A 20,556-nucleotide genomic window follows, 5' to 3' on the forward strand; every position below is an offset into this window, starting at 1 on the left:
GGCCCCAGCTGTCTATGAAGCTCAATCCCGCGCAACTCGGCAAACACCTGCAGGGCTCGCTCGCGCCTGTCTACGTGGTCAGTGGCGACGAGCCGCTGCTGTGCCAGGAAGCCGAGGACGCCATCCGCGCCGCCACCCGCCAGCAGGGTTTCAGCGAACGCCAGGTGTTCCATGCCGAAGCCAGCTTCGACTGGGGCCTGCTCTACGAGGCCGGCGCCAGCCTCTCGCTGTTCGCCGAGAAGCGCCTGATCGAGCTGCGCATCCCGGGTGGCAAGCCCGGCGACAAGGGCACCGCCGCCCTCCTCGAATACCTGGGGCGGCCGCCGGAAGACACCGTGCTGCTGATCAGCCTGCCCAAGCTGGACGGCGCCACGCAGAAGACCAAGTGGGCCAAGGCGCTGATCGAGGGGCCGCACAGCCAGTTCCTGCAGATCTGGCCGATCGAGGTCGCGCAGCTGCCCAACTGGATTCGCCAGCGCCTGTCACAGGCCGGCCTGGCGGCCACCCAGGAAGCGGTGGAACTCATCGCCGCGCGGGTCGAGGGCAACCTGCTGGCCGCCGCCCAGGAGATCGAGAAGCTCAAGCTGCTGGCCGAAGGCAACCAGGTCGATGTCGGCACGGTGCAGGCGGCGGTGGCCGACAGCGCCCGCTACGACGTGTTCGGCCTGATCGACGCCGTGCTGGGCGGCGAGGCGGCGCATGCCCTGCGCATGCTCGAAGGCCTGCGCGGCGAGGGTGTGGAGCCGCTGTTCATCGTCGTCATGCTGGCCCGCGAGCTGCGCCAGCTGGCCGGCCTGGCCCAGCAGTTCAGCCAGGGCGTGCCGCTGGAGAAGGCCTTCGCCAGCGCCCGCCCGCCGGTCTGGGACAAGCGCCGCCCGCTCTACAGCCGTGCCTTGCAGCGGCACACCGCGGCGCGCTGGAACCAGCTGCTGATCGACGCCCAGCGCATCGACGCGCAGGTCAAGGGCCAGGCCGCCGGCGACGCCTGGAGCAGCCTGGCGCGCCTGGCCCTGCTGATGGCCGGCCAGCGCCTGGCGCTGAGCGAATAGCGCCACTGGACATTTTTCGTACAGCGGCGCATAGTCCGCGCCGCCCGCAGCGTCGCGGGTGCGCGAGGACCATCGAGATGAGCAAGAAAGCCCGCAAGCGGCCGAACAAGGCCAAATCCATCATCGCCCAACCGCTGTTCCGCAGCCGCCAGGAACAGCCGAAGAAGGGCAAAGGCAGCTACCGCCGCGAAGCCTCCCACTGGGAGGCTTCCTGCTTTCTGGCCCTGGCGAAATTCGCCGCCTGAGCCGCCGGCGGGGCGCCACCGGCATATCCGGCATGCTAAGGTCGCGGTCTGATTGGCAAGACCGAGACACCGCGCAATGCCCCACCGCTTTCCTACCGCCCGCCTGAGCGGCCTGCTCGTCGGCGCCACCCTGCTCCTCGGCGCCTGCGCCGAAACCCCGGACACCGCCCCCGAACTGGTTTCCAGCCAGCCGGCAGCCCAGCCGCAACGCGTGGCACCGGGCAACGACACGGTGCAGGTGGCCGTGGCCCCCGCGCCGGCCATCGACTTCAACGGCTGGCAGCGCCAGTTCCGCCTCAAGGCCCTGCGCAGCGGCATCCAGGCCGAGTTGTTCGACCGCGCCTTCAGTGGCGTGACCCCCGACCCGAGCGTGGTACGCGCCGACGGCGCGCAGCCGGAGTTCACCCGCCCGGTGTGGGAGTACCTGGACGGCGCCATCTCGCCGGTGCGCGTGCGCAGGGGCCAGACCCTGCTCGCCGAGCATGCTGCCAGCCTGGATGCCATCGAGCGGCGCTACGGCGTAGAGCGCGAGACCCTGGTCGCCATCTGGGGCATAGAGAGCAGCTTCGGCCAGTTCATGGGCGACAACTCGGTCATCCGCTCCCTGGCCACCCTGGCCTACGAGGGGCGCCGCCCACGCTGGGCCGAGGAACAGCTGCTGGCGGCCCTGCAGATCCTGCAGAGCGGCGACATCGGGATAAGCGGCCTGCGCGGTTCCTGGGCCGGAGCCATGGGCCAGACCCAGTTCATTCCCACCACCTACCTGAGCCACGCGGTGGACTTCGACGGCGATGGCCGGCGCGACATCTGGAACTCCAGCGCCGACGCCCTGGCCTCGGCCGCCCACTACCTGCAGGCCTCCGGCTGGCAGCAGGGCAAGCCCTGGGGCTTCCAGGTCGCCCTGCCGGACGGCTTCGACCATGCCCTGGCCGACAGCGAGATCCGCAAGACCTATGCCCAGTGGCACGCGCTCGGCGTGAAAGGCACCCCGGCCGGCCTGGCGCCGGACGATACCGGCTACCTGCTGCTGCCGGCCGGTCACCGCGGCCCGGCCTTCCTGGTGTTCCGCAACTTCAACGCCATCCTGCGCTACAACAACTCCAGCTCCTACGCCCTGGCCGTGGGCCTGCTCGGCCAGCGCTTCGTCGGTGGCGGGCAGATCAGCGGCAGCTGGCCGAAGGACGAGCGCCCGCTGGGGCGCAGCGAGCGCATCGCCCTGCAGGAAGGCCTGGCCGCCAGAGGCTACAACCCGGGCCCGGCGGACGGCATCATCGGCGCCAACACCCGCCGCGCGGTGCGTGCCTTCCAGCAGAGCCTGGGCCTGCCGGCTGACGGCTACCCGACCCCGGCGCTGCTGCAACAGCTGCGCTGAGCAAGGGCCGCAGTGCATCGGCCTGGCGTTGCTGGAGAGCGGCCCGGGTGCGTGCGCCCGCGCCTCACCCCTTCCCCGCCTGGCCCGGCTGCGCGCGCTCCGCGGCCTCAGGGCATCGCCCAGAGATGCGCCGCCACCAGTGCCCGCCAGGGGGCGAAGGGCGCCAGCCAGTCGCGCACGAAGGCTTGCTCGAGCCTCTCCTCGGCGCCCAGCAGCCGCTGCAGCTGGCGACGTACCGCGGCATCGCCGTGCAGCGAGCCGTCCAGGCGGGCGAAGCCGCGCAGCAGTGCATAGTCCACCGTCCAGGGGCCTATGCCCTTGAGCGCCAGCAGGCGCCGGCCAATGGCCTCGGCCGGCTCGTCCTGCACCCACTGATCCAGCGGCAGCCGCCCCTCCGCCACCTCGCGCGCCAGCAGCAGCAGGGTCTGCGCCTTGGCCCGGGAAAAGCCGGCGCGGCCCAGGGCATCGGCGTCCAGCCGTGCCACCGCCGCGGCGTCCGGATAGCACAGCAGGCCGCTGGAATGGCGCCGCCCGGCTAGCTGGATCAGTCGACGGCGCAGCGCGATGGCCACTTGCAAACTGATCTGCTGGCCGCTGATGGCCCAGCTCAGGGCCTCGAACGGCGAAGCCGATTGCGGCACGCGCAAGCCCCGGTTGGCGGCGATCAGGCGCCCCAGCAGCGGGTGATCACCCAGCGCCGACTCGAACGCCGTCACCGGCTGGGTCAGGCCCAGCATGTGCTCGACCAGCGCCCGCAGCGATGGCAGGTCATCGCCTGCCTGGCCATCCAGCTGCAGCGCCGCGCGCACCTGCCCGCCGGCGAAAGCCAGGCTCAGGCAGGCCGGCTGTCCCTGCCAGAGGATGCCCTTGTCCAGGCCCGCGGCCGTGACGCGTTCGGCCAGGGCCTGGGCATCTCGAGCATGGAAAGACAGCAGGTCGGCCGCCCGGTAATCGGCAGGCAAGCGCATTTCAAGTTCGAGGTAGGTCATGAATTCCTGGCTGCGGCAGAGGGCTATGGGATGAAGGCTACACTGCAGGGACTGTGCTTTTTCCGCCAGCGGTCGATCAGCCAGCGAGGCTGTTTCCTCGGAGCTGCACGGTCACATGCCCAGAGGTGCTTTGCCGATGTTCAACAACAAGCTTAAGGATGAACTGGCCCAGCTGCGTAACGAACTGGCCAGCATGCGTCAGATCAAGGACTCGCTGTACAGCGAGATGCTGGTGCTGGAGATCGAGGCCGACGGCCGGGTGCGCTACGCCAACGACAACTTCCTCGACGAAATGCTCTATTCCGGCGACGCGCTGCTCGGCCGCCCACTGGACTCGCTGATTCCCGAATCCTTTCGCCGCGAGCCCAACTACCAGAAACTGCAGCAGGCGCTGCGCCAGCGCGAGCACCTCTGCGGCGCCTATCGCCTGCTGCGCGGCAACGGCGAGGAAGCCTGGCTGCGCGCCATCTGGCAACCAGTGCTGAACGCGCACGGCGAACTGGCCTACTTCACCCTCTGCGCGACCGACCTGACCCGTACCATCAGCACCTCCCGCGAGCACGAAGGCCTGATCGATGCCCTGCTGCGCTCCACGGCGGTGATCGAGTTCAACCTGGCCGGCGAGGTGCTGAGCGCCAACCAGCGCTTCCTCGACGGCATGGGCTATCGCCTGGAACAGATAAAGGGCAAGCACCACCGCATGTTCTGCGAGCCGGAGGAGTACAACTCGCAGGCCTACCGCGACTTCTGGGCCCGACTGAACCGCGGCGAATTCGTCGGCGGGCGCTTCAAGCGGGTCGACAGCCACGGCCGGGTGGTGTGGCTGGAGGCCTCCTACAACCCGATCCTCGATCCCCACGGCAAGCTGTACAAGGTGGTCAAGTTCGCCACCGTGATCACCGACCAGATCAACCAGGAGCAGGCCGTGGCCGAGGCGGCGAGCATCGCCTACGGCATCTCCCAGCAGACCGACGGCAGCGCCGACAAGGGCGCCGCCGTGGTGCGCCAGACGGTCGAGGTGATGCAGCGCATTGCCCGCCAGCTGCAGGAGGCCAGCGATGGCATCGCGGCCCTGGGCAGACAGTCGCAGCTGATCAGCACCATCATGCAGACCATCCGCGGCATCGCCGACCAGACCAACCTGCTCGCCCTCAACGCCGCTATCGAAGCGGCCCGCGCCGGCGACCAGGGCCGTGGCTTCGCCGTGGTAGCCGATGAGGTACGCCAGCTGGCCGGGCGCACCAGCCAGGCCACCGAGGAGATCGTCGAGGTGGTGCAGAAGAACCAGACCCTGGCGCAGAACGCGGTGGACAGCATGGCCAGTAGCCGCGAGCAGGCCGAACAGGGACTGGACCTGGCCAACCAGGCCGGCGCCGTCATCGTCGAGATCCAGGAGGGCGCCAAGCAGGTGGTGCAGGCGGTGGAGCAGTTCGCCAACCAGCTCAAGCCCTGAGGCACGCGCAACGGTGCAGAGCCCCGCCGACCGGCGCTGGCAGCCGCTGGCGGTGCCCTATGGTAGACTGGGCGCCGGCCACAAGCCCCGCCAACGAAGCCCCTACCGGAGCCGAGCTCAAGATGTCCGACACAGCCCCGCCCAAGCCCGTCGCCAGCGGAGAAAAATTCCGTACGCCGCAGGGCATCACCGCGATCAAGGATGGCCAGAAGCGCCGCGCCTCGGCCGAGCCCCAGGTCGTCGAGCCCAAGCCGAGCTGGCTGCGGGTCAAGGCACCGAGCGGCAGCCGCTTCGATGCGGTCAAGCGCAATGTCGGCGAGCACCGCCTGAGCACCGTGTGCCAGGAATCCCACTGCCCGAACATGGGCGAATGCTGGTCCAACGGCACCGCCACCATCATGCTGATGGGTTCGGTGTGCACCCGCGCCTGCCGTTTCTGCGCGGTCGATACCGGCAACCCCAATGGCTGGCTGGACCAGGAGGAGCCGCAGAACACCGCCAAGTCGGTGGAGCTGATGGGCCTGCGCTACATCGTGCTGACCTCGGTGGACCGCGACGATCTGCCCGACGGCGGCGCCGCGCACTACGCCGCCTGCGTGCAGGCGATCAAGGCCAACACCCCGCAGGTGGTGGTGGAGGCCCTGACCCCGGACTTCGATGGCGACCGCGAGGCCATCGCCCGCGTGGTGGATTCCGGCCTCGAGGTGTTCGCCCAGAACGTCGAGACGGTCAAGCGCCTGACCCATGTGGTGCGCGATCCGCGCGCCGGCTATGAGAAAACGCTCAACGTGCTGGAGTTCGCCAAGCAGCACCGCCCCTCGGTCATCACCAAGACCAGCCTGATGCTCGGCCTGGGCGAGACCGACGAGGAAATCCTGCAGACCATGGATGACCTGCGCGCCATCGGCGTGGACATCCTCACCCTCGGCCAGTACCTGCAGCCGACGCGCAACCACCTCAAGGTGCAGCGCTGGGTCAGCCCCGAGGAGTTCAACCGCCTGCGCGACATCGGCCTGGAGAAGGGCTTCATGGAAGTCGCCGCCGGCCCGCTGGTGCGTTCCAGCTACCGTGCCGACCGGGTGTTCGAGAAGAACAACCTGGGCCTGGCCGCCCCCGCACCGGTGCCGGGCCAGCAGCAGGACGACAGCCTGATTCCGGCGCTCAACCTGAACTGATCAGCCTAGTAACAGAAAAGGCCCTGTGGCATCCGCCCCAGGGCCTTTTGCTTGGTGCCTATCTCAACCTCAGCGATAACCCAGACGCTCGCGCAGGGCGCGCTCCAGGCGCTCGCTCACCTCGTCCAGCGCGGGCGGGGTTTCCAGCAGGTCCCTGAGCTGGACCATCTTCAGGCCGGCGTAACCGCAGGGGTTGATGCGCTGGAACGGCGCCATGTCCATGTCGACGTTCAGCGCCAGGCCGTGGAACGAGCAGCCATTGCGCACCCGCAGGCCCAGCGAGGCGATCTTGTCACCGGCGACGTAGACGCCCGGGGCGTCGGCCTTGGGCGCCGCCTCGATGCCATAGCTGGCCAGCACGTCGACCAGCGCGTTCTCCATCGCCGTGACCAGCTCGCGCACGCCCAGCTTCTGCCGGCGCAGATTGAGCATCAGGTAGGCCACCAGCTGGCCGGGGCCGTGGTAGGTGACCTGGCCACCGCGCTCGACCTGGATCACCGGTATATCGCCAGGTGCCAGCAGGTGCTCGGCCTTGCCGGCCTGGCCCTGGGTGAACACCCGTGGATGCTGTAGCAGCCAGATCTCGTCGGGAGTCGACTCATCGCGCTCGGCGGTGAAGCGGCGCATGGCTTCCAGGGTCGGCAGGTACTCCGCCAGGCCCAGGTGACGCACGACCAGTTCGGCCATCAGAGCACCATGTGTACGCGGCCGGTGGCTTTCAGGTCGACATGGATCGCCTGCAGCTGCTCCACGCCGGTGGCGGTGATCAGCACCTGCACGGAGAGGAAGCGGCCGTTGCGGCTGTCGCGCACCACCAGGCTGGTGGAGTCGAAGCCCGGCGCATGGCGCTGGATCACTTCCACCACCAGGTCGGCGAAGTCGTCGCCGGCCTCGCCGATCACCTTGATCGGGTAGCGCTCGCAGGGAAATTCGATTTTCGGGGCTGGTACTTCGGTATCGGTCATCGCACTACTCCGGGTTCATGACCCGCGAGAAAGACAGAACGCCCCGCGAGGGGGCGTCCATGATCATGATCGGGCCGGCTCCGCGGCGCGCCGGCCTGTCGGCAAGATGGGCGCGCGCCCCGCGCTTTTCAAGGCACGCCGGTCGGTCAGTTGAACAGGCCGAAGAAGAACAGGCGGATGCTATCCCACAGGCGGCGGAAGAAACCACCCTCCTCCACCGGCTCCAGGGCGATCAGGTCGGCGGTGTGGATCACCTGCTCGCCGAGCTTGACCTCGACCTTGCCGATCACGTCGCCCTGCTTGAGCGGCGCCACCAGCTGCGGCTCCAGCACCATGGCGGCCTGCAGCTGCTTGATCTGGCCCTTGGGCAGGGTCAGGCTGAGGTCCTCGGCCAGGCCGGCCTTGACCTGACGGCTGACGCCCTTCCACACCTGGGCCTGGGCCAGCTCCTGACCCTGCTTGTAGAAGGTCTGGGTCTCGAAGAAGCGGAAGCCGTAGGTCAGCAGCTTCTGGGTCTCGGCGGCGCGGGTCTTCTCGCTGTCGGTACCGAACACCGAGGTGATCATGCGCGCGCCGTCGCGCACGGCGGAGGCCACCAGGCAGTAGCCGGCTTCCTCGGTGTGGCCGGTCTTCAGGCCATCGACGGTGCTGTCGCGCCACAGCAGCAGGTTGCGGTTGCCCTGCTTGATGTTGTTCCAGTGGAACTCCTTCTGCGAGTAGATCGCGTAGTGCTCCTGGTCCTCGTTGATGATGGCGCGGGCCAGGATGGCCATGTCGTGGGCGCTGGAGTAGTGCTCCGGATGCGGCAGGCCGGTGGCGTTCATGAAGTGCGAGTTCTTCATGCCGAGCTTCTCGGCGGTCTCGTTCATCATGTCGGCGAAGGCGTCTTCGCTGCCGGCGATGTACTCGGCGATGGCGATGCTGGCATCGTTGCCGGACTGGATGATGATGCCGTGCAGCAGGTCATCCACCGTCACCTGGCTGTTCAGCGGCAGGAACATGGTGGAGCCGCCGGAGGCCGCGCCGCCGGTGCGCCAGGCGTGCTCGCTGACGGTGACCAGGTCCTGCTCGCCGATCTTGCCCTTGCGGATCTCCAGGGTGGCGATGTAGGCGGTCATCAGCTTGGTCAGGCTGGCCGGGGGCAGGCGCTGGTCGCCGTTGTTCTCCACCAGCACCTTGCCACTGGCAGCGTCCATCAGCACATAGGACTTGGCGGCCAGTTGCGGCGGCGAGGGAATCGCCGATTCGGCGGACGCGAGCAAAGGCGCGGCCAGCAGCGTGACGAGCAGGGAAAGGCGTTGGGCAAAGCGGGCGATGTTCATCCGTCTCTCTGAAGTGGCTGTTCAACAATGGAACAGGCGGACCGGAGTCCGCCTGCATTCAGCGCCGCCCCGCGGGGTGACGCACGAAGACGCTAGTCCGGCTTGACCAGGGCGGGGTCGCCCAGGTTGGCCAGGCGCACGCTGTCCTGCAGCTGCTGGGCCTCAGCCTGGGTTTCGACCGGCCCCAGCCGGACCCGGTGCAAGATCTGCTGGTTGCGCACCACCGAGCTGATAAACACCTTGGCAGGCACCGTTTGGCTCAGCTTGGCCTTGAGAAGTTCCGCAGCGTCCGGATTGGCGAAGGCGGCCACTTGGAGATACAGGCCAGAGGCTGCGGGCGTAGCGTTTTTTTTTACGTCGATCTGCACCGGCAGCACGGCCGCGGCGTGCTGCGCGGGCGGCGGCGTGTACTGCTCGATCGGCTGGCTGGCGGCCACCGCCACCGGCTCGGCGACGGCCGGCGCGCCCTGGCTGGCCATCTTCGGCTGCGCCAGCACCATGGGTACCGGGCGACCCTGGGCGGCCCACCACTCGTGCGGGTCGATGCCCTCGACCTTGACCCGCGCGGTACCGCTCTCGGCATAGCCGAGCTTCTTCGCCGCGGCGAAAGACAGGTCGATGATGCGGTCGGAGTAGAAGGGACCGCGGTCGTTGACCCGCAGGATCACGCTCTTGCCGTTGTCCAGGTTGGTCACCCGCACGTAGCTGGGCAGCGGCAGGGTCTTGTGCGCCGCGGTCATGCCGTACAGGTCGTAGGCCTCGCCGTTGGCGGTGGCCTGGCCGTGGAACTTGGTGCCGTACCAGGAGGCGATGCCGGTGGCGACATAGCGCCGGCTGTCGCGGATCGGGTAGTAGGTCTTGCCCATCACCGTGTAGGGATTGGCCTTGAAGTTGCCATAGTGCGGCATCGGCACGGCATCGGGGATGCGCGACACGTCGACGTCCCACCAGGGCGCGCCGTCGCGGTGCGGGCGGCTGTATTGCGCCGGGCCGGAGATCGGCTGGCTGCCCGGCTCCACCGGCTGCGGCGCACGGTTGCTGGAGCAACTGACCAGGACCAGGCCGAAGGCGCCGACGGCCAGGGTGCGCAGCATTGGTTTCACGGACGGCCCCGCTTGGCGAGCAGCTCGCCGGACAGTTGATGGACGGCCATGGCGTACATGGCGCTGCGATTGTAGCGGGTGATCACGTAGAAGTTGGGCAGGCCCATCCAGTATTCCTGACCTTCGGCGCCGTCGAAGCGGAAGGCGGTGACCGGGATGTCATCGCGCAACACGTCGCCGCTGGTCCAGCCCAGGGCGCGCAGCTCGCCGACCTTCTTCACCGGGTCGAGGCCCACGGTCAGGCCGCTGTCGGCCTGCTCGCCCTTGACCTGGGCGCGGCTGACCACCGGCTCGCCGGTGACCCAGCCATGGCGCTTGAAGTAGCTGGCAACGCTGCCGATGGCATCCACCGGGTTGGTCCAGATGTCGATGTGGCCGTCGCCGTCGAAGTCCACGGCATAGGCGCGAAAGCTGCTCGGCATGAACTGCGGCAGGCCCATGGCGCCGGCGTAGGAGCCCTTGAGGCTGAGCGGCTCGACCTGCTGCTCGCGGGCCAGGATGAGGAACTCGCGCAGCTGCTGGCAGAAGAATTCGGCGCGCGGCGGGTAGTCGAAGCACAGGGTCGACAGCGCATCGAGCACGCGCCAGCTGCCGGTGTTGCCGCCGTAGAAGGTCTCCACGCCGATGATCGAGACGATCACCTCGGCCGGGACGCCGTATTCCCGTTCGGCGCGGGCCAGGGCCTCGGCGTGCTGGTTCCAGAAGTCCACGCCCTTGCTGATGCGCGCCTCGGTGATGAAGATCGGCCGGTACTCCTTCCACGGCTTGACCTTCTCGGCCGGACGGGAGATGGCGTCGAGGATCGCCTGCTTGCGTTCAACCTGGTCGAACAGCGCGGTCAGCTGCTCGGCGGCGAAGCCGTGGTCACGGGTCATCTCGCCGACGAACTCGGCCACCTTGGCCGACCCCTGGTATTCCCCGGCGGCCTGAGCCTGCCCGAGCGTGCCGAGCAGCGCCATCATGGCGACACCCCAGCTGCGCATTGCCTGTTTCAAATTCTGCACTCTTGTCATGCCTGAGCGATCCACTTGCGGTGCGTCTGGATCGCCATCAAAACCCCAAACCCAGACAACAGCGTCACCAGATGGGTTCCGCCATAGCTAATGAAGGGCAGGGGCACCCCCACCACCGGCAACAGTCCGCTGACCATGCCGATATTCACGAATACGTAGACGAAGAAGGTCATGGTCAGGCTACCAGCCAGCAGCTTGCCGAACAGGGTCTGTGCATTGGCGGTGATCACCAGGCCACGTCCGATCAGCAGCAGGTAGACCAACAGCAGGATGCACACCCCGACCATGCCGAACTCTTCGCTCAGCACGGCAATGATAAAGTCCGTGTGGCTTTCCGGCAAAAAATCCAGGTGCGACTGGGTGCCGAGCAGCCAGCCCTTGCCGAATACGCCGCCGGAACCGATGGCCGCTTTGGACTGGATGATGTTCCAGCCGGTGCCCAGCGGGTCGCTCTCCGGGTTAAGGAAGGTCAGCACCCGCTGCTTCTGGTACTGGTGCAGCACGAAGAACCACATGGCGATGGCGATCGGCACCACGGCCGCCGCCGCGCCGAGAATCCAGCGCCACTGCAGGCCGGCCATGAACAGCACGAAGGCGCCGGAGGCGAGGATCAGCAGAGCCGTGCCCAGATCGGGCTGTTTCAGGATCAGCACGAAGGGAATCAGAATCAGCACCAGGCTGACGACAATGTGCTTGAGCTTGGGCGGCAGGTTGTGCCGCGCCAGGTACCAGGCGATGGTCGCCGGCATGATGATCTTCATGAACTCCGAGGGCTGGAAGCGGATCACCCCGGGAATGTTGATCCAGCGGGTGGCGCCCATGGCCGTATGGCCCATGACTTCCACCGCCATCAGCAGGCCGACGCCGGCCAGGTAGGCCAGCGGCACCCAGCGCGCCATGAAGCGCGGCTCGAACTGGGCGATGACGATGGCGGCGACCAGGCCGATGCCGAACGAGGTGCCCTGCTTGATCACCAGGTCCCAGTTCTTGCCGCTGGCCGAATACAGCACGAACAGGCCGCCGGCACACAGCGCCAGCAGGATCAGCAGCAGCCAGCCATCGATGTGCAGGCGCTGCAGCAGGCTGGCGCGGCGCTTGAACACGTCCTCGTCGGAGATGGTGCGGTCGAACTCCTGGCGTTTCATCGCTGCGCGCGAACCTCTTCGGTGAGCGGGGCCGGCGGGCGATATTCCGGCTTGAGCTGGCCGTCCGGGCCGAGCAGCCAGGCGTCCATCACCTGCTTGACCACCGGCGCGGCGACGCCGGAGCCGGACTCGCCGTTCTCCACCATCACCGCCACGGCGATCTTCGGCGCCTCGGCCGGGGCGAAGGCGACGAACAGGGCGTGGTCGCGATGGCGCTCGTGGACCTTGTTGCGGTCGTACTTCTCGCCCTGCTTGATCGCCACCACCTGCGCCGTGCCGCTCTTGCCGGCGATGCGATAGACGGACGCGGCACCGACCTTGGCCGCGGTACCGCGCGGGCCGTGCATCACCGCCTCCATGCCCTGGCGCCCGTAGTCCCAGAACTTGTCGTCGCGCAGGACGATGTCCGGCGGCGTCTGCATGCCCTCCATGGCGCCGTCGGCCATCAGCTGCTGCGGCGTCTGCCCCTCGGCCTCCTTGAGCAGGTGCGGGCGGATCCACTTGCCATGGGTGGCCATCAGCACGGTGGCCTGCGCCAGTTGCAGGGGCGTGGTCTGCATGTAGCCCTGGCCGATACCGAGGATCAGGGTCTCACCGGGGTACCAGGCCTGGCGATAGCGTGCGCGCTTCCACTCGCGCGACGGCATCAGCCCAGCGGTTTCCTCGAACATGTCCAGCGATACCCGCTGGCCCAGGCCGAAGCGGGTCATGTAGTCGTGCAGGCGATCGACCCCCATCTTGCGCGCCAGGTCGTAGAAGTAGGTGTCGTTGGAACGCATGATGGCGAACTCCATGTTCACCGAGCCATCGCCCAGGCGGTTCCAGTTGCGGTACTTGTGGCTGTGGCCGGGCAGCTGGTAGTAGCCGGGGTCGAACACCCGGGTCTGCGGGGTGATCACCCCGGCATCCAGGCCGGCCACCGCGACCATCGGCTTGATCGTCGAGCCCGGCGGGTAGAGGCCGCGCAGCACGCGGTTGTACAGCGGCCGGTCGATGGAGTCGCGCAGCTCGGCATAGGCCTTGAAGCCGATGCCGGTGACGAAGGGGTTGGGATCGAAACTGGGCATGCTGACCATGGCCAGCACATCGCCGCTGGCCGGCTCGATCGCCACCACGGCGCCGCGCCGATCCCCCAGGGCCTGTTCGGCGGCCTCCTGCAGCTTGACGTCGAGGGTCAGGGTCAGGTCCATGCCCGGCGTCGGATCGGTACGCTTGAGCACCCGCAGCACGCGGCCACGGGCGTTGGTCTCGACTTCCTCGTAACCCACCTGGCCGTGCAGCAGGTCCTCGTAGAAGCGTTCGACGCCGGTCTTGCCGATGTGGTGGGTGCCGGCGTAGTCGGTGGGATCGAGCTCCTTGAGCTCCTTTTCGTTGATCCGCCCGACGTAGCCGACCGAATGGGCGAAACGCGCCTTCTGCGGGTAGTGACGCACCAGCTGGGCCACCACATCGACGCCGGGCAGGCGGAACTGGTTGACCGCGATGCGGGCGATCTGCTCCTCGGACAGCTCGAACAGCACCGGCACCGGCTCGAACGGCCGGCGCCCCTGGCGCATGCGCCTTTCGAACAGGGCGCGGTCGTCCGGGGTCAGCTCCAGCACCTCGACCAGCGCGTCCAGCACCTGCTGCCAGTCGCCGGCGCGTTCGCGGGTCACGGTCAGACTGAAGCTGGGACGGTTGTCGGCGATGATCACCCCGTTGCGGTCGAAGATCAGGCCGCGGGTCGGCGGGATCGGCTGCACGTGGATGCGGTTGTTCTCCGCCAGAGTGGTGTGGTGCTCGTACTGGATCACCTGCAGGTAGTACATGCGCGCGACCAGCACGCAGGTCAGCAACAGCACCGCGACACCGCCGACGACGACGCGACGACGCACCAGGCGGGCGTCCTTCTCGTGGTCCTTGAGGCGAATGGGCTGTGGCATCGACTACTGCTTACTTGTGGTACGGATGGCCGGACAGCACGGTCCAGGCGCGATATATCTGTTCGCCGAGCAGGATGCGCACCAGCGGATGCGGCAGGGTCAGCGGCGACAGCGACCAGCGCTGCTCGCTGCGCGCACACACCTCCGGCGCCAGCCCCTCGGGGCCGCCGACCATCAGGTTGACGGTGCGCGCATCCAGGCGCCAGCGTTCCAGCTCGGCCGCCAGCTGCTCGGTGCTCCACGGCTTGCCTGTGACCTCCAGGGTCACGATGCGTTCACCGGGCTGCACCTTGCTCAGCATGGCCTCGCCCTCCTGACGGATCAGGCGGGCGACGTCGGCATTCTTGCCGCGGGTGGTCAGCGGGATCTCCACCAGCTCCAGCGGCAACTCGGGCGGCAGGCGCTTGACGTACTCCTGCCAGCCCTCCTCCACCCAGCGCGGCATGCGCGAGCCGACGGCGATCAGCTTGATACGCACGGCGCAGGCTTACTCCGCCGCGTCCTGATGGTGCGCGCGGCTCTGCTCGGCACCCTGCCACAGGCGCTCCAGATCATAGAACTGGCGGGTGGCGACCTGCATCACGTGGACCACCACATCGCCCAGGTCGAGCAGGGCCCATTCGCCGCCATCCAGGCCTTCGTTGCCGAGCGGACGCACGCCCTGCTCCTTGACCTTCTCCAGCACGTTCTCGGCCAGCGACTTGACGTGGCGGCTGGAGGTACCGCTGGCGATCACCATGAAATCGGTGACGCTGGTCTTGCCGCGTACATCGATGGTGGTGATGTCCTTGCCTTTGAGTTCTTCCAGGGCGTCTACCGCGACCCGGACCAGTTCTTCGTTTTGCATCGTTACCTCATGAAACGGTTGTCGCACGGTACAGGTCGTGCGCATGGATATAGGCCAGCACGGCGTCGGGCAGCAGAAAACGTGCCGAACGGCCCTGCGCCAGCAACTGGCGTATCTGGGTGGCGGACACCGCGAGCGGCGCCTGCCAGATGAAACTGATCTGCCCGCTCGGCCCCGAGAGGCTCCGCGGATCGGTCACGCTGCGCGCGGCGAGCAGGTCGCGCAGCGCCTCGGACGGCTCGCTGTCGGCATCCGGCCGCTGCAGCACGAGGATATGGCAATGCCCCAGCAGCTCCTGCCAGCGATGCCAGGTCGGCAACCCGCAGAAGGCATCCCAGCCCAGCAGGAGGAACAACTGGTCGTCAGCCGCCAGCTCGTCACGCAGCGACGCCAGGGTGTCGAAGGTGAACGACGGCTTGTCGCGGCGCAGCTCGCGGTCATCGACCGTCAGCCGCGGCTCGCCGGCCACCGCCAGGCGGGCCATGGCCAGGCGCTGCTCGGCCGTGGCCTGCGGCGCCTCGCGGTGCGGCGGACGGGCGCTGGGAATCAGCCGCAGCTCATCCAGGTCCAGCAGCTCGCTCACTTCCAGGGCGCCGCGCAGGTGGCCGATGTGCACCGGGTTGAAGGTGCCGCCGAGCAGACCGATGCGCCGCGCGCCGTCGCGTCGGGCCATCAGGTGCGGATGTGCCCGTCGCCGAACACCACGTACTTCTCGCTGGTCAGGCCTTCCAGGCCGACCGGGCCACGGGCGTGCAGCTTGTCGGTGGAGATGCCGATCTCCGCGCCCAGGCCGTACTCGAAGCCGTCGGCGAAGCGGGTCGAGGCATTGACCATCACCGAGGCGGAATCCACCTCGGTGAGGAAGCGCCGGGCATCGCTGAAGTTCTCGGTGATGATCGCGTCGGTATGGTGCGAGCCGTAGGCGTTGATGTGCTCGATGGCCGCCTCCAGCGAGTCGACGATGCGAATGGCCAGGATCGGCGCGTTGTACTCGGCGTACCAGTCATCCTCGGTCGCTTCCAGCACGTCGCTGCCGAGCAGCGTGCGGGTGGCGGCATCGCCACGCAGTTCCACGCCCTTGTCGCGGTAGATGGCGGCCAGCGGCGGCAGCACGCGCGCGGCGATGCTGGCATGCACCAGCAGCGTCTCCATGGTGTTGCACGGCGAGTAGCGCTGGGTCTTGGCGTTGTCGCAGACGCGGATGGCCTTATCCAGATCGGCGGCGCTGTCCACGTAGACATGGCACACGCCATCCAGGTGCTTGATCACCGGCACCTTGGCGTCGCGGCTGATGCGCTCGATCAGGCCCTTGCCGCCGCGCGGCACGATGACGTCGACGAACTCCGGCATGCTGATCAGCGCGCCGACGGCGGCGCGGTCGGTAGTCTCCACCACCTGCACGGCGCTGGCCGGCAGGCCGGCCTCGGCCAGGCCGACCTGGATGCAGCGGGCGATCGCCTGGTTGGAATGGATGGCCTCGGAGCCACCGCGCAGGATGGTGGCGTTGCCGGACTTCAGGCATAGGCTGGCGGCATCGATGGTCACGTTGGGGCGCGACTCGTAGATGATGCCGATCACGCCCAGCGGCACGCGCATCTTGCCGACCTGGATACCGGACGGCAGGTAGCGCATGCCCTGGATCTCGCCGATCGGGTCCGGCAGGGTGGCGACCTGGCGCAGGCCCTCGATCATGCTGTCGATCACTTTCGGCGTCAGCGCCAGGCGGTCGACCATGGCCGGCTCCAGGCCATTGGCGCGGGCGGCGGCCAGGTCCAGCTCGTTGGCGGCGGTCAGCTCGGCGCGGGCAGCGTCGAGGGCATTGGCGGCGGCCTGCAGCGCATGGTTCTTCTGCGCGGTGCTGGCCCGGGCGAGCACCCGCGAGGCGGCGCGCGCGGCGCGGCCCAGGCGGGTCATATAGTCGAGCACGGACTCGGTCATGGTCGGCGAAGGTCTGACGGTTGGAAAAAGTGGCTGATTATAGCCGGCGTACCCCTCCACGCCCAGCATTGCCAGGCGGACGGCGCCATAACAGCAGGATTCAGCCTCATTTAAGCCGGGGATTGCTAAGATCGCCGCCGTCTCCCTACCCGGACAGCCCATGAGCGCGCGCCCCACCCCACCCTGGCCCGAAGCCCGGGCCCTGCCCGACGGCTTCTTCGACCGCGACGCGCAGAGCCTCGCCCGGGCCCTGCTGGGCAAGGTCATCCGCCATCGCCAGCAGGGCCACTGGCTGGCCGCCCGCATCATCGAGACCGAGGCCTACTACCTGGCGGAAAAGGGCAGCCACGCCTCGCTCGGCTACACCGAGAAGCGCCGCGCCCTGTTCATGGACGGCGGCCACATCTACATGTACTACGCCCGCGGCGGCGACTCGCTGAACTTCAGCGCCCAGGGGCCGGGCAATGCCGTGCTGATCAAGTCGGCCCTGCCCTGGCTGGATGCGCACTGCGCGGCGGACGCCCTGCAGCGCATGCAGGCCAACAACCCCTCGGCCAGCGGCGCCCCACGCCCACCGGAGCGCCTGTGCGCCGGGCAGACCCTGCTGTGCCGAGCGCTGGGCCTGAAGGTGCCGGACTGGGACAGCCAGCGCTTCGATCCGCTGCGGCTATTCGTCGAGGATGTCGGCGAGCGCCCCGCGCAGATCATCCAGACCACCCGCCTGGGCATACCGACCGGGCGTGACGAACACCTGCCCTACCGCTTCGTCGACGCCGCCCACGCCCGCCACTGCACCCGCAACCCGTTGCGCCGCGGCCAGGTCGAAGGTCGCGACTACTTTCTATTGACTGCCGAGGAATACACATGAGCGCATGGTTCGCCAACCTGTCGAGCTGGCTGGAGGGCAATCCGGAATGGCTGGGACTGGCCATTTTCCTGGTCGCCTGCCTGGAATGCCTGGCGGTGGCCGGCATCCTGATCCCCGGCACAGTGGTGCTGTTCACCCTGGCCATGCTGGCCGGCAGCGGCGCCCTCAGCCTGGGGGAAACGCTGCTGCTGGCCTATGCCGGCGGTCTGCTTGGCGATGCGCTGTCCTATGCCATAGGCCGGCGCTTCCACCAGGGCATCCGGCGCCTGCCGGTGCTGCGCGAGCATCCCGAATGGCTGGAAGGCGCGGAGAGCTACTTCCAGCGCTACGGCGTTGTAAGCCTGCTGGTCGGCCGCTACATCGGCCCGCTGCGGCCGATGCTGCCGCTGGTGGCCGGTATGCTCGACATGCCCGTGGTGCGTTTCGCCCTGGTCAGCCTGCTGGCCGCCGCCGGCTGGGCGCTGGCCTACATGCTGCCCGGCTGGGCCACCGGCGCGGCACTGCGCCTGCCGCTGCCGGAAGGCTTCTGGAGCGCCACCGGGGTGGTCGCCGCCGGCATCGGCCTGATGCTGCTGGTAGTGATCCACAGCAGCCTGCGCGAACAGCGCTGGGCCACCGCCGTGGCTGCGGGCCTCAGCGGCAGCCTGCTGCTCGCCCTGCTGCTCGGCGTGGAGCAGCTGCAGGCGCTGGACCAGGGCCTGCTGGCACTGGTCCAGGAGCAGCGCAGTGCCAGCCTGGACAGCCTGGCCGTACTGGTCACGCGCATGGGTGACTTCAGCACCCAGGTGGCCGCCGGCGTCCTGCTGACCCTGCTCCTGCTGCTGGCCCGACGCATCCAGGCCGCCCTGTTCGTGGGTGGCTGCATGCTGCTGACGGCGCTGGCCAACACGGGCCTCAAGCACCTTTTCGCCCGCGCCCGCCCGGACGTACTGCTGCAGCCGCTGGACACCTTCAGCCTGCCCAGCGGCCACAGCTCGGCCGCCTTCGCCTGCTTCCTCGCCCTCGGCGTGCTGGCCGGCCGTGGCGCGCCGGCCCGCTCGCGCCTGACCTGGCTGCTGCTGGCCAGCCTGCCGGCGGTGGCCATCGCCCTGTCGCGGGTCTACCTGGGGGTGCACTGGCCGACCGACATCCTCGCCGGCGCCCTGCTCGCCGGCAGCGTCTGCGCCGCCTGCCTGGCCTGGCTGCAACGGCGCCAGCCGATGCAGCCGCTGGGCGCGCGGACCTGGTGGCTGATCCTGCCGGCGACCCTGGCCCTGCTCGGCACGGCGAGCCTCTGGGCGCTGCCCGAGGCGATCCAGAAATACCAGTACTGAGCTGACTCAGGCGGTCATCTCGCCCTGCAGCTGATCGAGGAAGGACTGGATCAGCTCCAGGCGGCGCAGGGGTTCGTCCTGCAGCAGCACCTGCAGCTTCTGCTCGACGGCGAACGGCAGCAGGTAGGCCAGCTGGTTGGCCAGCGCCTGCTGGCCCGCGACCACCCCGCCCATGCCCAGCCCGGCCACCAGCGGATGTTCGGCCAGGGCGCCGAGCAGGGCCGCCAGGTCGGCGTGCTCGGCCAGCAGCGGCGCGTCCGCGGCCTCGTCCAGCCAGTCCACCTCGGCCAGGGTCAGCTGGTTGGGCTGCACCTCGACACGACCGACACGAAAACGCCGACCACCTTCGACGCGAATGCCCAGCAGGCCGTTGGGACGCTGCTGGAAGTCGCGGATCAGCGCCTCGCAGCCCAGCGCCGAGAAACGCCTGGCCGCCTCGCCGGCCTCCTGGCCTTCGAGGATGCCGACCACGCCGAAGCCCTCGCCGCGGCGCATGCAGGCGCTGACCATATCCAGGTAGCGCGCCTCGAAGATCTGCAGGTCGAGTACGCAACCGGGAAACAGCACGGTGTTGAGCGGAAACAGCGGATAGTCCATCGCCAGCACCCTCATGCGATCAGCGCAACCGCCAAGGGCAACAGCACGGCGGTCAGCACGCCCATCAGACTCATGGCCAGGGCGGCGAAGGCGCCGCTCTCCTCGCCTTCCTGCAGCGCCCGCGCCGTGCCCACCGCGTGGGCGGTGATGCCTAGCGCCATGCCCTGGGCCGCCGGGTGGCGCACGCCGATGCCACGCAGCAGCTCCGGCCCGCAGATGGCGCCGAGCACCCCGGTGATCAGCACGAACACCGCCGCCAGCGCCGCCACCCCGCCGATCTGCTCGGCCACCAGCATGGCGATGGGCGAAGTCACCGACTTGGGCGCCAGGGTCATCAGCATCATCCGCTCGGCGCCGAAGGCCCAGGCCAGCGCCACGCCCAGCACGGTGGCGAGCAGGCCGGCCACCAGCAGAGTGATCAGGGTCGGCCAGAACAGCTGGCGGATGCGCTTGAGGTTGAGGAACAGCGGCACGGCCAGAGCCACCGTGGTCGGCCCCAGCAGCACGCTGAGCAGGAAGGTGCTGTCGCGGTATTCCTGGTAGCTCAGCCCGGCGGCCAGCAGCACGCCGATCAGCACGGTCATGGACACCAGCACCGGCTGCAGGAACACCCAGCGGGTGCGCTCGTAGGCGGCCAGCGCCAGCTGGTAGACCGCCAGGGTGATGCCAACGCCGAACAGCGGGTGGTGGATCACCGCCTGCATGGCAGCCTGCCAGGGCGGACTCATGACTGCTCCCCGCGCCGCGCCTGGCGGTCGATCAGCTTCTGCATCAGCCAGCCGGCGAACAGCAGGGACACCAGCAGCGACAGGCCCAGGGCACCGGCCAGGGCCCAGAAGTCGGCGGCGATCTGCTCGGCATAGACCATCACCCCCACCGCCGGCGGCACCAGCAGCAGCGGCAGGTAGCGCAGCAGGCCGCCGGCGGCATCGCTGAGCGGCTCGCCCACCTCGCCCCGCAGCAGCAGGAAGGCGAACAGCAGCAACATGCCGATGATCGGCCCGGGCAGCATGGACAGGAACAGGACGTTGAGGGCGGTACCGAGCAACTGGAACAGCACCAGCCAGGTCAGGCCGCGAAGCAGCATGGCAGAGGTCTCCGGCGGGGATGGCGCGGCCATTATAGGCATGCCTGAGGGGCCGCCATAAACCGCGACGTTCGGCTTGACCCCGGGCGCCGACTCATGCTGATCTAGGGCCAGCTAGGTTCATCGCCAAGAACAACAAGTAACCTGCATCCT

General features: G+C 68.5%; 22 protein-coding genes. 7 read left to right on the top strand and 15 right to left on the bottom strand.

Annotated elements, in window-relative coordinates; genetic code table 11:
- Positions 1 to 14: 14 nt before the first annotated feature.
- The 3 genes from holA (at position 15) to DMO17_RS18350 (ending at position 2,666) form a co-directional block, all read left to right on the top strand.
- Positions 15 to 1,049, top strand: a complete 1,035-nt coding sequence (holA, locus tag DMO17_RS18340) for a DNA polymerase III subunit delta (RefSeq protein WP_110683921.1) — start codon at positions 15 to 17, stop codon at positions 1,047 to 1,049.
- Between the two features lie 77 nt (positions 1,050 to 1,126).
- Positions 1,127 to 1,294: an alternative ribosome rescue factor ArfA gene (gene arfA / locus DMO17_RS18345; protein ID WP_110683922.1), complete on the top strand. Its 168-nt coding sequence runs from the start codon at positions 1,127 to 1,129 to the stop codon at positions 1,292 to 1,294.
- Between the two features lie 76 nt (positions 1,295 to 1,370).
- Positions 1,371 to 2,666, top strand: coding sequence for a lytic murein transglycosylase (locus DMO17_RS18350; protein ID WP_110683923.1), 1,296 nt, complete (start codon positions 1,371 to 1,373; stop codon positions 2,664 to 2,666).
- 107 nt (positions 2,667 to 2,773) lie between these two features.
- Here the strand turns inward: DMO17_RS18350 and DMO17_RS18355 are convergent, their stop codons facing one another.
- The gene (locus DMO17_RS18355; RefSeq protein WP_110683924.1) at positions 2,774 to 3,655 is read right to left on the bottom strand and encodes a DNA-3-methyladenine glycosylase family protein; all 882 of its coding nucleotides are present in this window, start codon (positions 3,653 to 3,655) and stop codon (positions 2,774 to 2,776) included.
- A gap of 136 nt (positions 3,656 to 3,791) precedes the next feature.
- Between DMO17_RS18355 and DMO17_RS20255 the strand changes: the two genes are divergently transcribed.
- Entirely contained in the window at positions 3,792 to 5,108 is a 1,317-nt protein-coding gene (locus tag DMO17_RS20255) for a methyl-accepting chemotaxis protein (protein ID WP_110683925.1), read from the top strand.
- 122 nt (positions 5,109 to 5,230) lie between these two features.
- The gene (gene lipA, locus DMO17_RS18365) at positions 5,231 to 6,283 is read left to right on the top strand and encodes a lipoyl synthase (protein WP_110683926.1); all 1,053 of its coding nucleotides are present in this window, start codon (positions 5,231 to 5,233) and stop codon (positions 6,281 to 6,283) included.
- A gap of 69 nt (positions 6,284 to 6,352) precedes the next feature.
- On the opposite strand, the gene lipB is transcribed toward lipA, so the two are convergent.
- The 11 genes from lipB to DMO17_RS18420 form a co-directional block, all read right to left on the bottom strand.
- A complete protein-coding gene (lipB, locus tag DMO17_RS18370) occupies positions 6,353 to 6,970 on the bottom strand; it encodes a lipoyl(octanoyl) transferase LipB (protein WP_110683927.1) in 618 nt (205 codons plus the stop codon).
- On the bottom strand, positions 6,970 to 7,248 hold the full coding sequence (locus tag DMO17_RS18375) for a DUF493 domain-containing protein (RefSeq protein ID WP_110683928.1): 279 nt from the start codon (positions 7,246 to 7,248) through the stop codon (positions 6,970 to 6,972). The genes lipB and DMO17_RS18375 overlap by 1 nt, the downstream gene beginning before the upstream one ends.
- Before the next feature lie 146 nt (positions 7,249 to 7,394).
- Complete coding sequence (locus DMO17_RS18380) at positions 7,395 to 8,570, bottom strand: D-alanyl-D-alanine carboxypeptidase family protein (protein ID WP_110683929.1); 1,176 nt, start codon at positions 8,568 to 8,570, stop codon at positions 7,395 to 7,397.
- A gap of 92 nt (positions 8,571 to 8,662) precedes the next feature.
- The gene (locus DMO17_RS18385) at positions 8,663 to 9,664 is read right to left on the bottom strand and encodes a septal ring lytic transglycosylase RlpA family protein (RefSeq protein WP_110683930.1); all 1,002 of its coding nucleotides are present in this window, start codon (positions 9,662 to 9,664) and stop codon (positions 8,663 to 8,665) included.
- A 5-nt stretch (positions 9,665 to 9,669) separates the two neighbouring features.
- Positions 9,670 to 10,686 (bottom strand): lytic murein transglycosylase B, encoded by a 1,017-nt coding sequence (mltB, locus tag DMO17_RS18390; RefSeq protein WP_375538033.1) that lies wholly within the window; start codon positions 10,684 to 10,686, stop codon positions 9,670 to 9,672.
- Positions 10,683 to 11,831, bottom strand: a complete 1,149-nt coding sequence (gene rodA / locus DMO17_RS18395; RefSeq protein WP_110683932.1) for a rod shape-determining protein RodA — start codon at positions 11,829 to 11,831, stop codon at positions 10,683 to 10,685. The genes mltB and rodA overlap by 4 nt, the downstream gene beginning before the upstream one ends.
- Positions 11,828 to 13,753 carry a penicillin-binding protein 2 gene (mrdA, locus tag DMO17_RS18400; RefSeq protein ID WP_110683933.1) on the bottom strand — a complete coding sequence of 642 codons (1,926 nt, stop codon included), beginning with the start codon at positions 13,751 to 13,753 and terminating at the stop codon, positions 11,828 to 11,830. The genes rodA and mrdA overlap by 4 nt, the downstream gene beginning before the upstream one ends.
- Before the next feature lie 10 nt (positions 13,754 to 13,763).
- Positions 13,764 to 14,231 carry a 23S rRNA (pseudouridine(1915)-N(3))-methyltransferase RlmH gene (gene rlmH, locus DMO17_RS18405; RefSeq protein WP_110683934.1) on the bottom strand — a complete coding sequence of 156 codons (468 nt, stop codon included), beginning with the start codon at positions 14,229 to 14,231 and terminating at the stop codon, positions 13,764 to 13,766.
- Positions 14,232 to 14,240: 9 nt separating this feature from the next.
- Positions 14,241 to 14,600: a ribosome silencing factor gene (rsfS, locus tag DMO17_RS18410; protein ID WP_110683935.1), complete on the bottom strand. Its 360-nt coding sequence runs from the start codon at positions 14,598 to 14,600 to the stop codon at positions 14,241 to 14,243.
- 7 nt (positions 14,601 to 14,607) lie between these two features.
- Positions 14,608 to 15,273: a nicotinate-nucleotide adenylyltransferase gene (nadD, locus tag DMO17_RS18415; protein WP_110683936.1), complete on the bottom strand. Its 666-nt coding sequence runs from the start codon at positions 15,271 to 15,273 to the stop codon at positions 14,608 to 14,610.
- Positions 15,273 to 16,538: a glutamate-5-semialdehyde dehydrogenase gene (locus tag DMO17_RS18420; RefSeq protein ID WP_110683937.1), complete on the bottom strand. Its 1,266-nt coding sequence runs from the start codon at positions 16,536 to 16,538 to the stop codon at positions 15,273 to 15,275. The genes nadD and DMO17_RS18420 overlap by 1 nt, the downstream gene beginning before the upstream one ends.
- A gap of 160 nt (positions 16,539 to 16,698) precedes the next feature.
- Between DMO17_RS18420 and DMO17_RS18425 the strand changes: the two genes are divergently transcribed.
- Both DMO17_RS18425 and DMO17_RS18430 read left to right on the top strand, forming a co-directional pair.
- Positions 16,699 to 17,406 (top strand): DNA-3-methyladenine glycosylase, encoded by a 708-nt coding sequence (locus tag DMO17_RS18425; RefSeq protein WP_110683938.1) that lies wholly within the window; start codon positions 16,699 to 16,701, stop codon positions 17,404 to 17,406.
- Positions 17,403 to 18,719, top strand: coding sequence for a bifunctional DedA family/phosphatase PAP2 family protein (locus DMO17_RS18430; protein ID WP_110683939.1), 1,317 nt, complete (start codon positions 17,403 to 17,405; stop codon positions 18,717 to 18,719). Before DMO17_RS18425 ends, DMO17_RS18430 begins: the two co-directional genes overlap by 4 nt.
- 6 nt (positions 18,720 to 18,725) lie before the next feature.
- On the opposite strand, the gene DMO17_RS18435 is transcribed toward DMO17_RS18430, so the two are convergent.
- Genes DMO17_RS18435 through DMO17_RS18445 form a run of 3 tightly spaced genes read right to left on the bottom strand, consistent with a single transcriptional unit; the run spans position 18,726 to position 20,403 of the window.
- Entirely contained in the window at positions 18,726 to 19,316 is a 591-nt protein-coding gene (locus DMO17_RS18435) for an LON peptidase substrate-binding domain-containing protein (RefSeq protein ID WP_110683940.1), read from the bottom strand.
- Between the two features lie 11 nt (positions 19,317 to 19,327).
- Complete coding sequence (locus tag DMO17_RS18440; RefSeq protein ID WP_110683941.1) at positions 19,328 to 20,044, bottom strand: LrgB family protein; 717 nt, start codon at positions 20,042 to 20,044, stop codon at positions 19,328 to 19,330.
- Complete coding sequence (locus tag DMO17_RS18445; RefSeq protein ID WP_110683942.1) at positions 20,041 to 20,403, bottom strand: CidA/LrgA family protein; 363 nt, start codon at positions 20,401 to 20,403, stop codon at positions 20,041 to 20,043. The genes DMO17_RS18440 and DMO17_RS18445 overlap by 4 nt, the downstream gene beginning before the upstream one ends.
- Positions 20,404 to 20,556: the final 153 nt, after the last annotated feature.

Origin of the sequence: Aquipseudomonas alcaligenes (assembly GCF_003205495.1) — a bacterium.
Taxonomy (GTDB): Bacteria; Pseudomonadota; Gammaproteobacteria; order Pseudomonadales; family Pseudomonadaceae; genus Aquipseudomonas; species Aquipseudomonas alcaligenes_B.

Bases quoted from the DNA above. Each gene is read 5' to 3' on its own strand.
- holA (WP_110683921.1), top strand. From the start codon at position 15: ATGAAGCTCAATCCCGCGCAACTCGGCAAACACCTGCAGGGCTCGCTC.
- arfA (WP_110683922.1), top strand. From the start codon at position 1,127: ATGAGCAAGAAAGCCCGCAAGCGGCCGAACAAGGCCAAATCCATCATC.
- DMO17_RS18350 (WP_110683923.1), top strand. From the start codon at position 1,371: ATGCCCCACCGCTTTCCTACCGCCCGCCTGAGCGGCCTGCTCGTCGGC.
- DMO17_RS18355 (WP_110683924.1), bottom strand. From the start codon at position 3,655: ATGACCTACCTCGAACTTGAAATGCGCTTGCCTGCCGATTACCGGGCG.
- DMO17_RS20255 (WP_110683925.1), top strand. From the start codon at position 3,792: ATGTTCAACAACAAGCTTAAGGATGAACTGGCCCAGCTGCGTAACGAA.
- lipA (WP_110683926.1), top strand. From the start codon at position 5,231: ATGTCCGACACAGCCCCGCCCAAGCCCGTCGCCAGCGGAGAAAAATTC.
- lipB (WP_110683927.1), bottom strand. From the start codon at position 6,970: ATGGCCGAACTGGTCGTGCGTCACCTGGGCCTGGCGGAGTACCTGCCG.
- DMO17_RS18375 (WP_110683928.1), bottom strand. From the start codon at position 7,248: ATGACCGATACCGAAGTACCAGCCCCGAAAATCGAATTTCCCTGCGAG.
- DMO17_RS18380 (WP_110683929.1), bottom strand. From the start codon at position 8,570: ATGAACATCGCCCGCTTTGCCCAACGCCTTTCCCTGCTCGTCACGCTG.
- DMO17_RS18385 (WP_110683930.1), bottom strand. From the start codon at position 9,664: ATGCTGCGCACCCTGGCCGTCGGCGCCTTCGGCCTGGTCCTGGTCAGT.
- mltB (WP_375538033.1), bottom strand. From the start codon at position 10,686: ATGACAAGAGTGCAGAATTTGAAACAGGCAATGCGCAGCTGGGGTGTC.
- rodA (WP_110683932.1), bottom strand. From the start codon at position 11,831: ATGAAACGCCAGGAGTTCGACCGCACCATCTCCGACGAGGACGTGTTC.
- mrdA (WP_110683933.1), bottom strand. From the start codon at position 13,753: ATGCCACAGCCCATTCGCCTCAAGGACCACGAGAAGGACGCCCGCCTG.
- rsfS (WP_110683935.1), bottom strand. From the start codon at position 14,600: ATGCAAAACGAAGAACTGGTCCGGGTCGCGGTAGACGCCCTGGAAGAA.
- nadD (WP_110683936.1), bottom strand. From the start codon at position 15,273: ATGGCCCGACGCGACGGCGCGCGGCGCATCGGTCTGCTCGGCGGCACC.
- DMO17_RS18420 (WP_110683937.1), bottom strand. From the start codon at position 16,538: ATGACCGAGTCCGTGCTCGACTATATGACCCGCCTGGGCCGCGCCGCG.
- DMO17_RS18425 (WP_110683938.1), top strand. From the start codon at position 16,699: ATGAGCGCGCGCCCCACCCCACCCTGGCCCGAAGCCCGGGCCCTGCCC.
- DMO17_RS18430 (WP_110683939.1), top strand. From the start codon at position 17,403: ATGAGCGCATGGTTCGCCAACCTGTCGAGCTGGCTGGAGGGCAATCCG.
- DMO17_RS18435 (WP_110683940.1), bottom strand. From the start codon at position 19,316: ATGGACTATCCGCTGTTTCCGCTCAACACCGTGCTGTTTCCCGGTTGC.
- DMO17_RS18440 (WP_110683941.1), bottom strand. From the start codon at position 20,044: ATGAGTCCGCCCTGGCAGGCTGCCATGCAGGCGGTGATCCACCACCCG.
- DMO17_RS18445 (WP_110683942.1), bottom strand. From the start codon at position 20,403: ATGCTGCTTCGCGGCCTGACCTGGCTGGTGCTGTTCCAGTTGCTCGGT.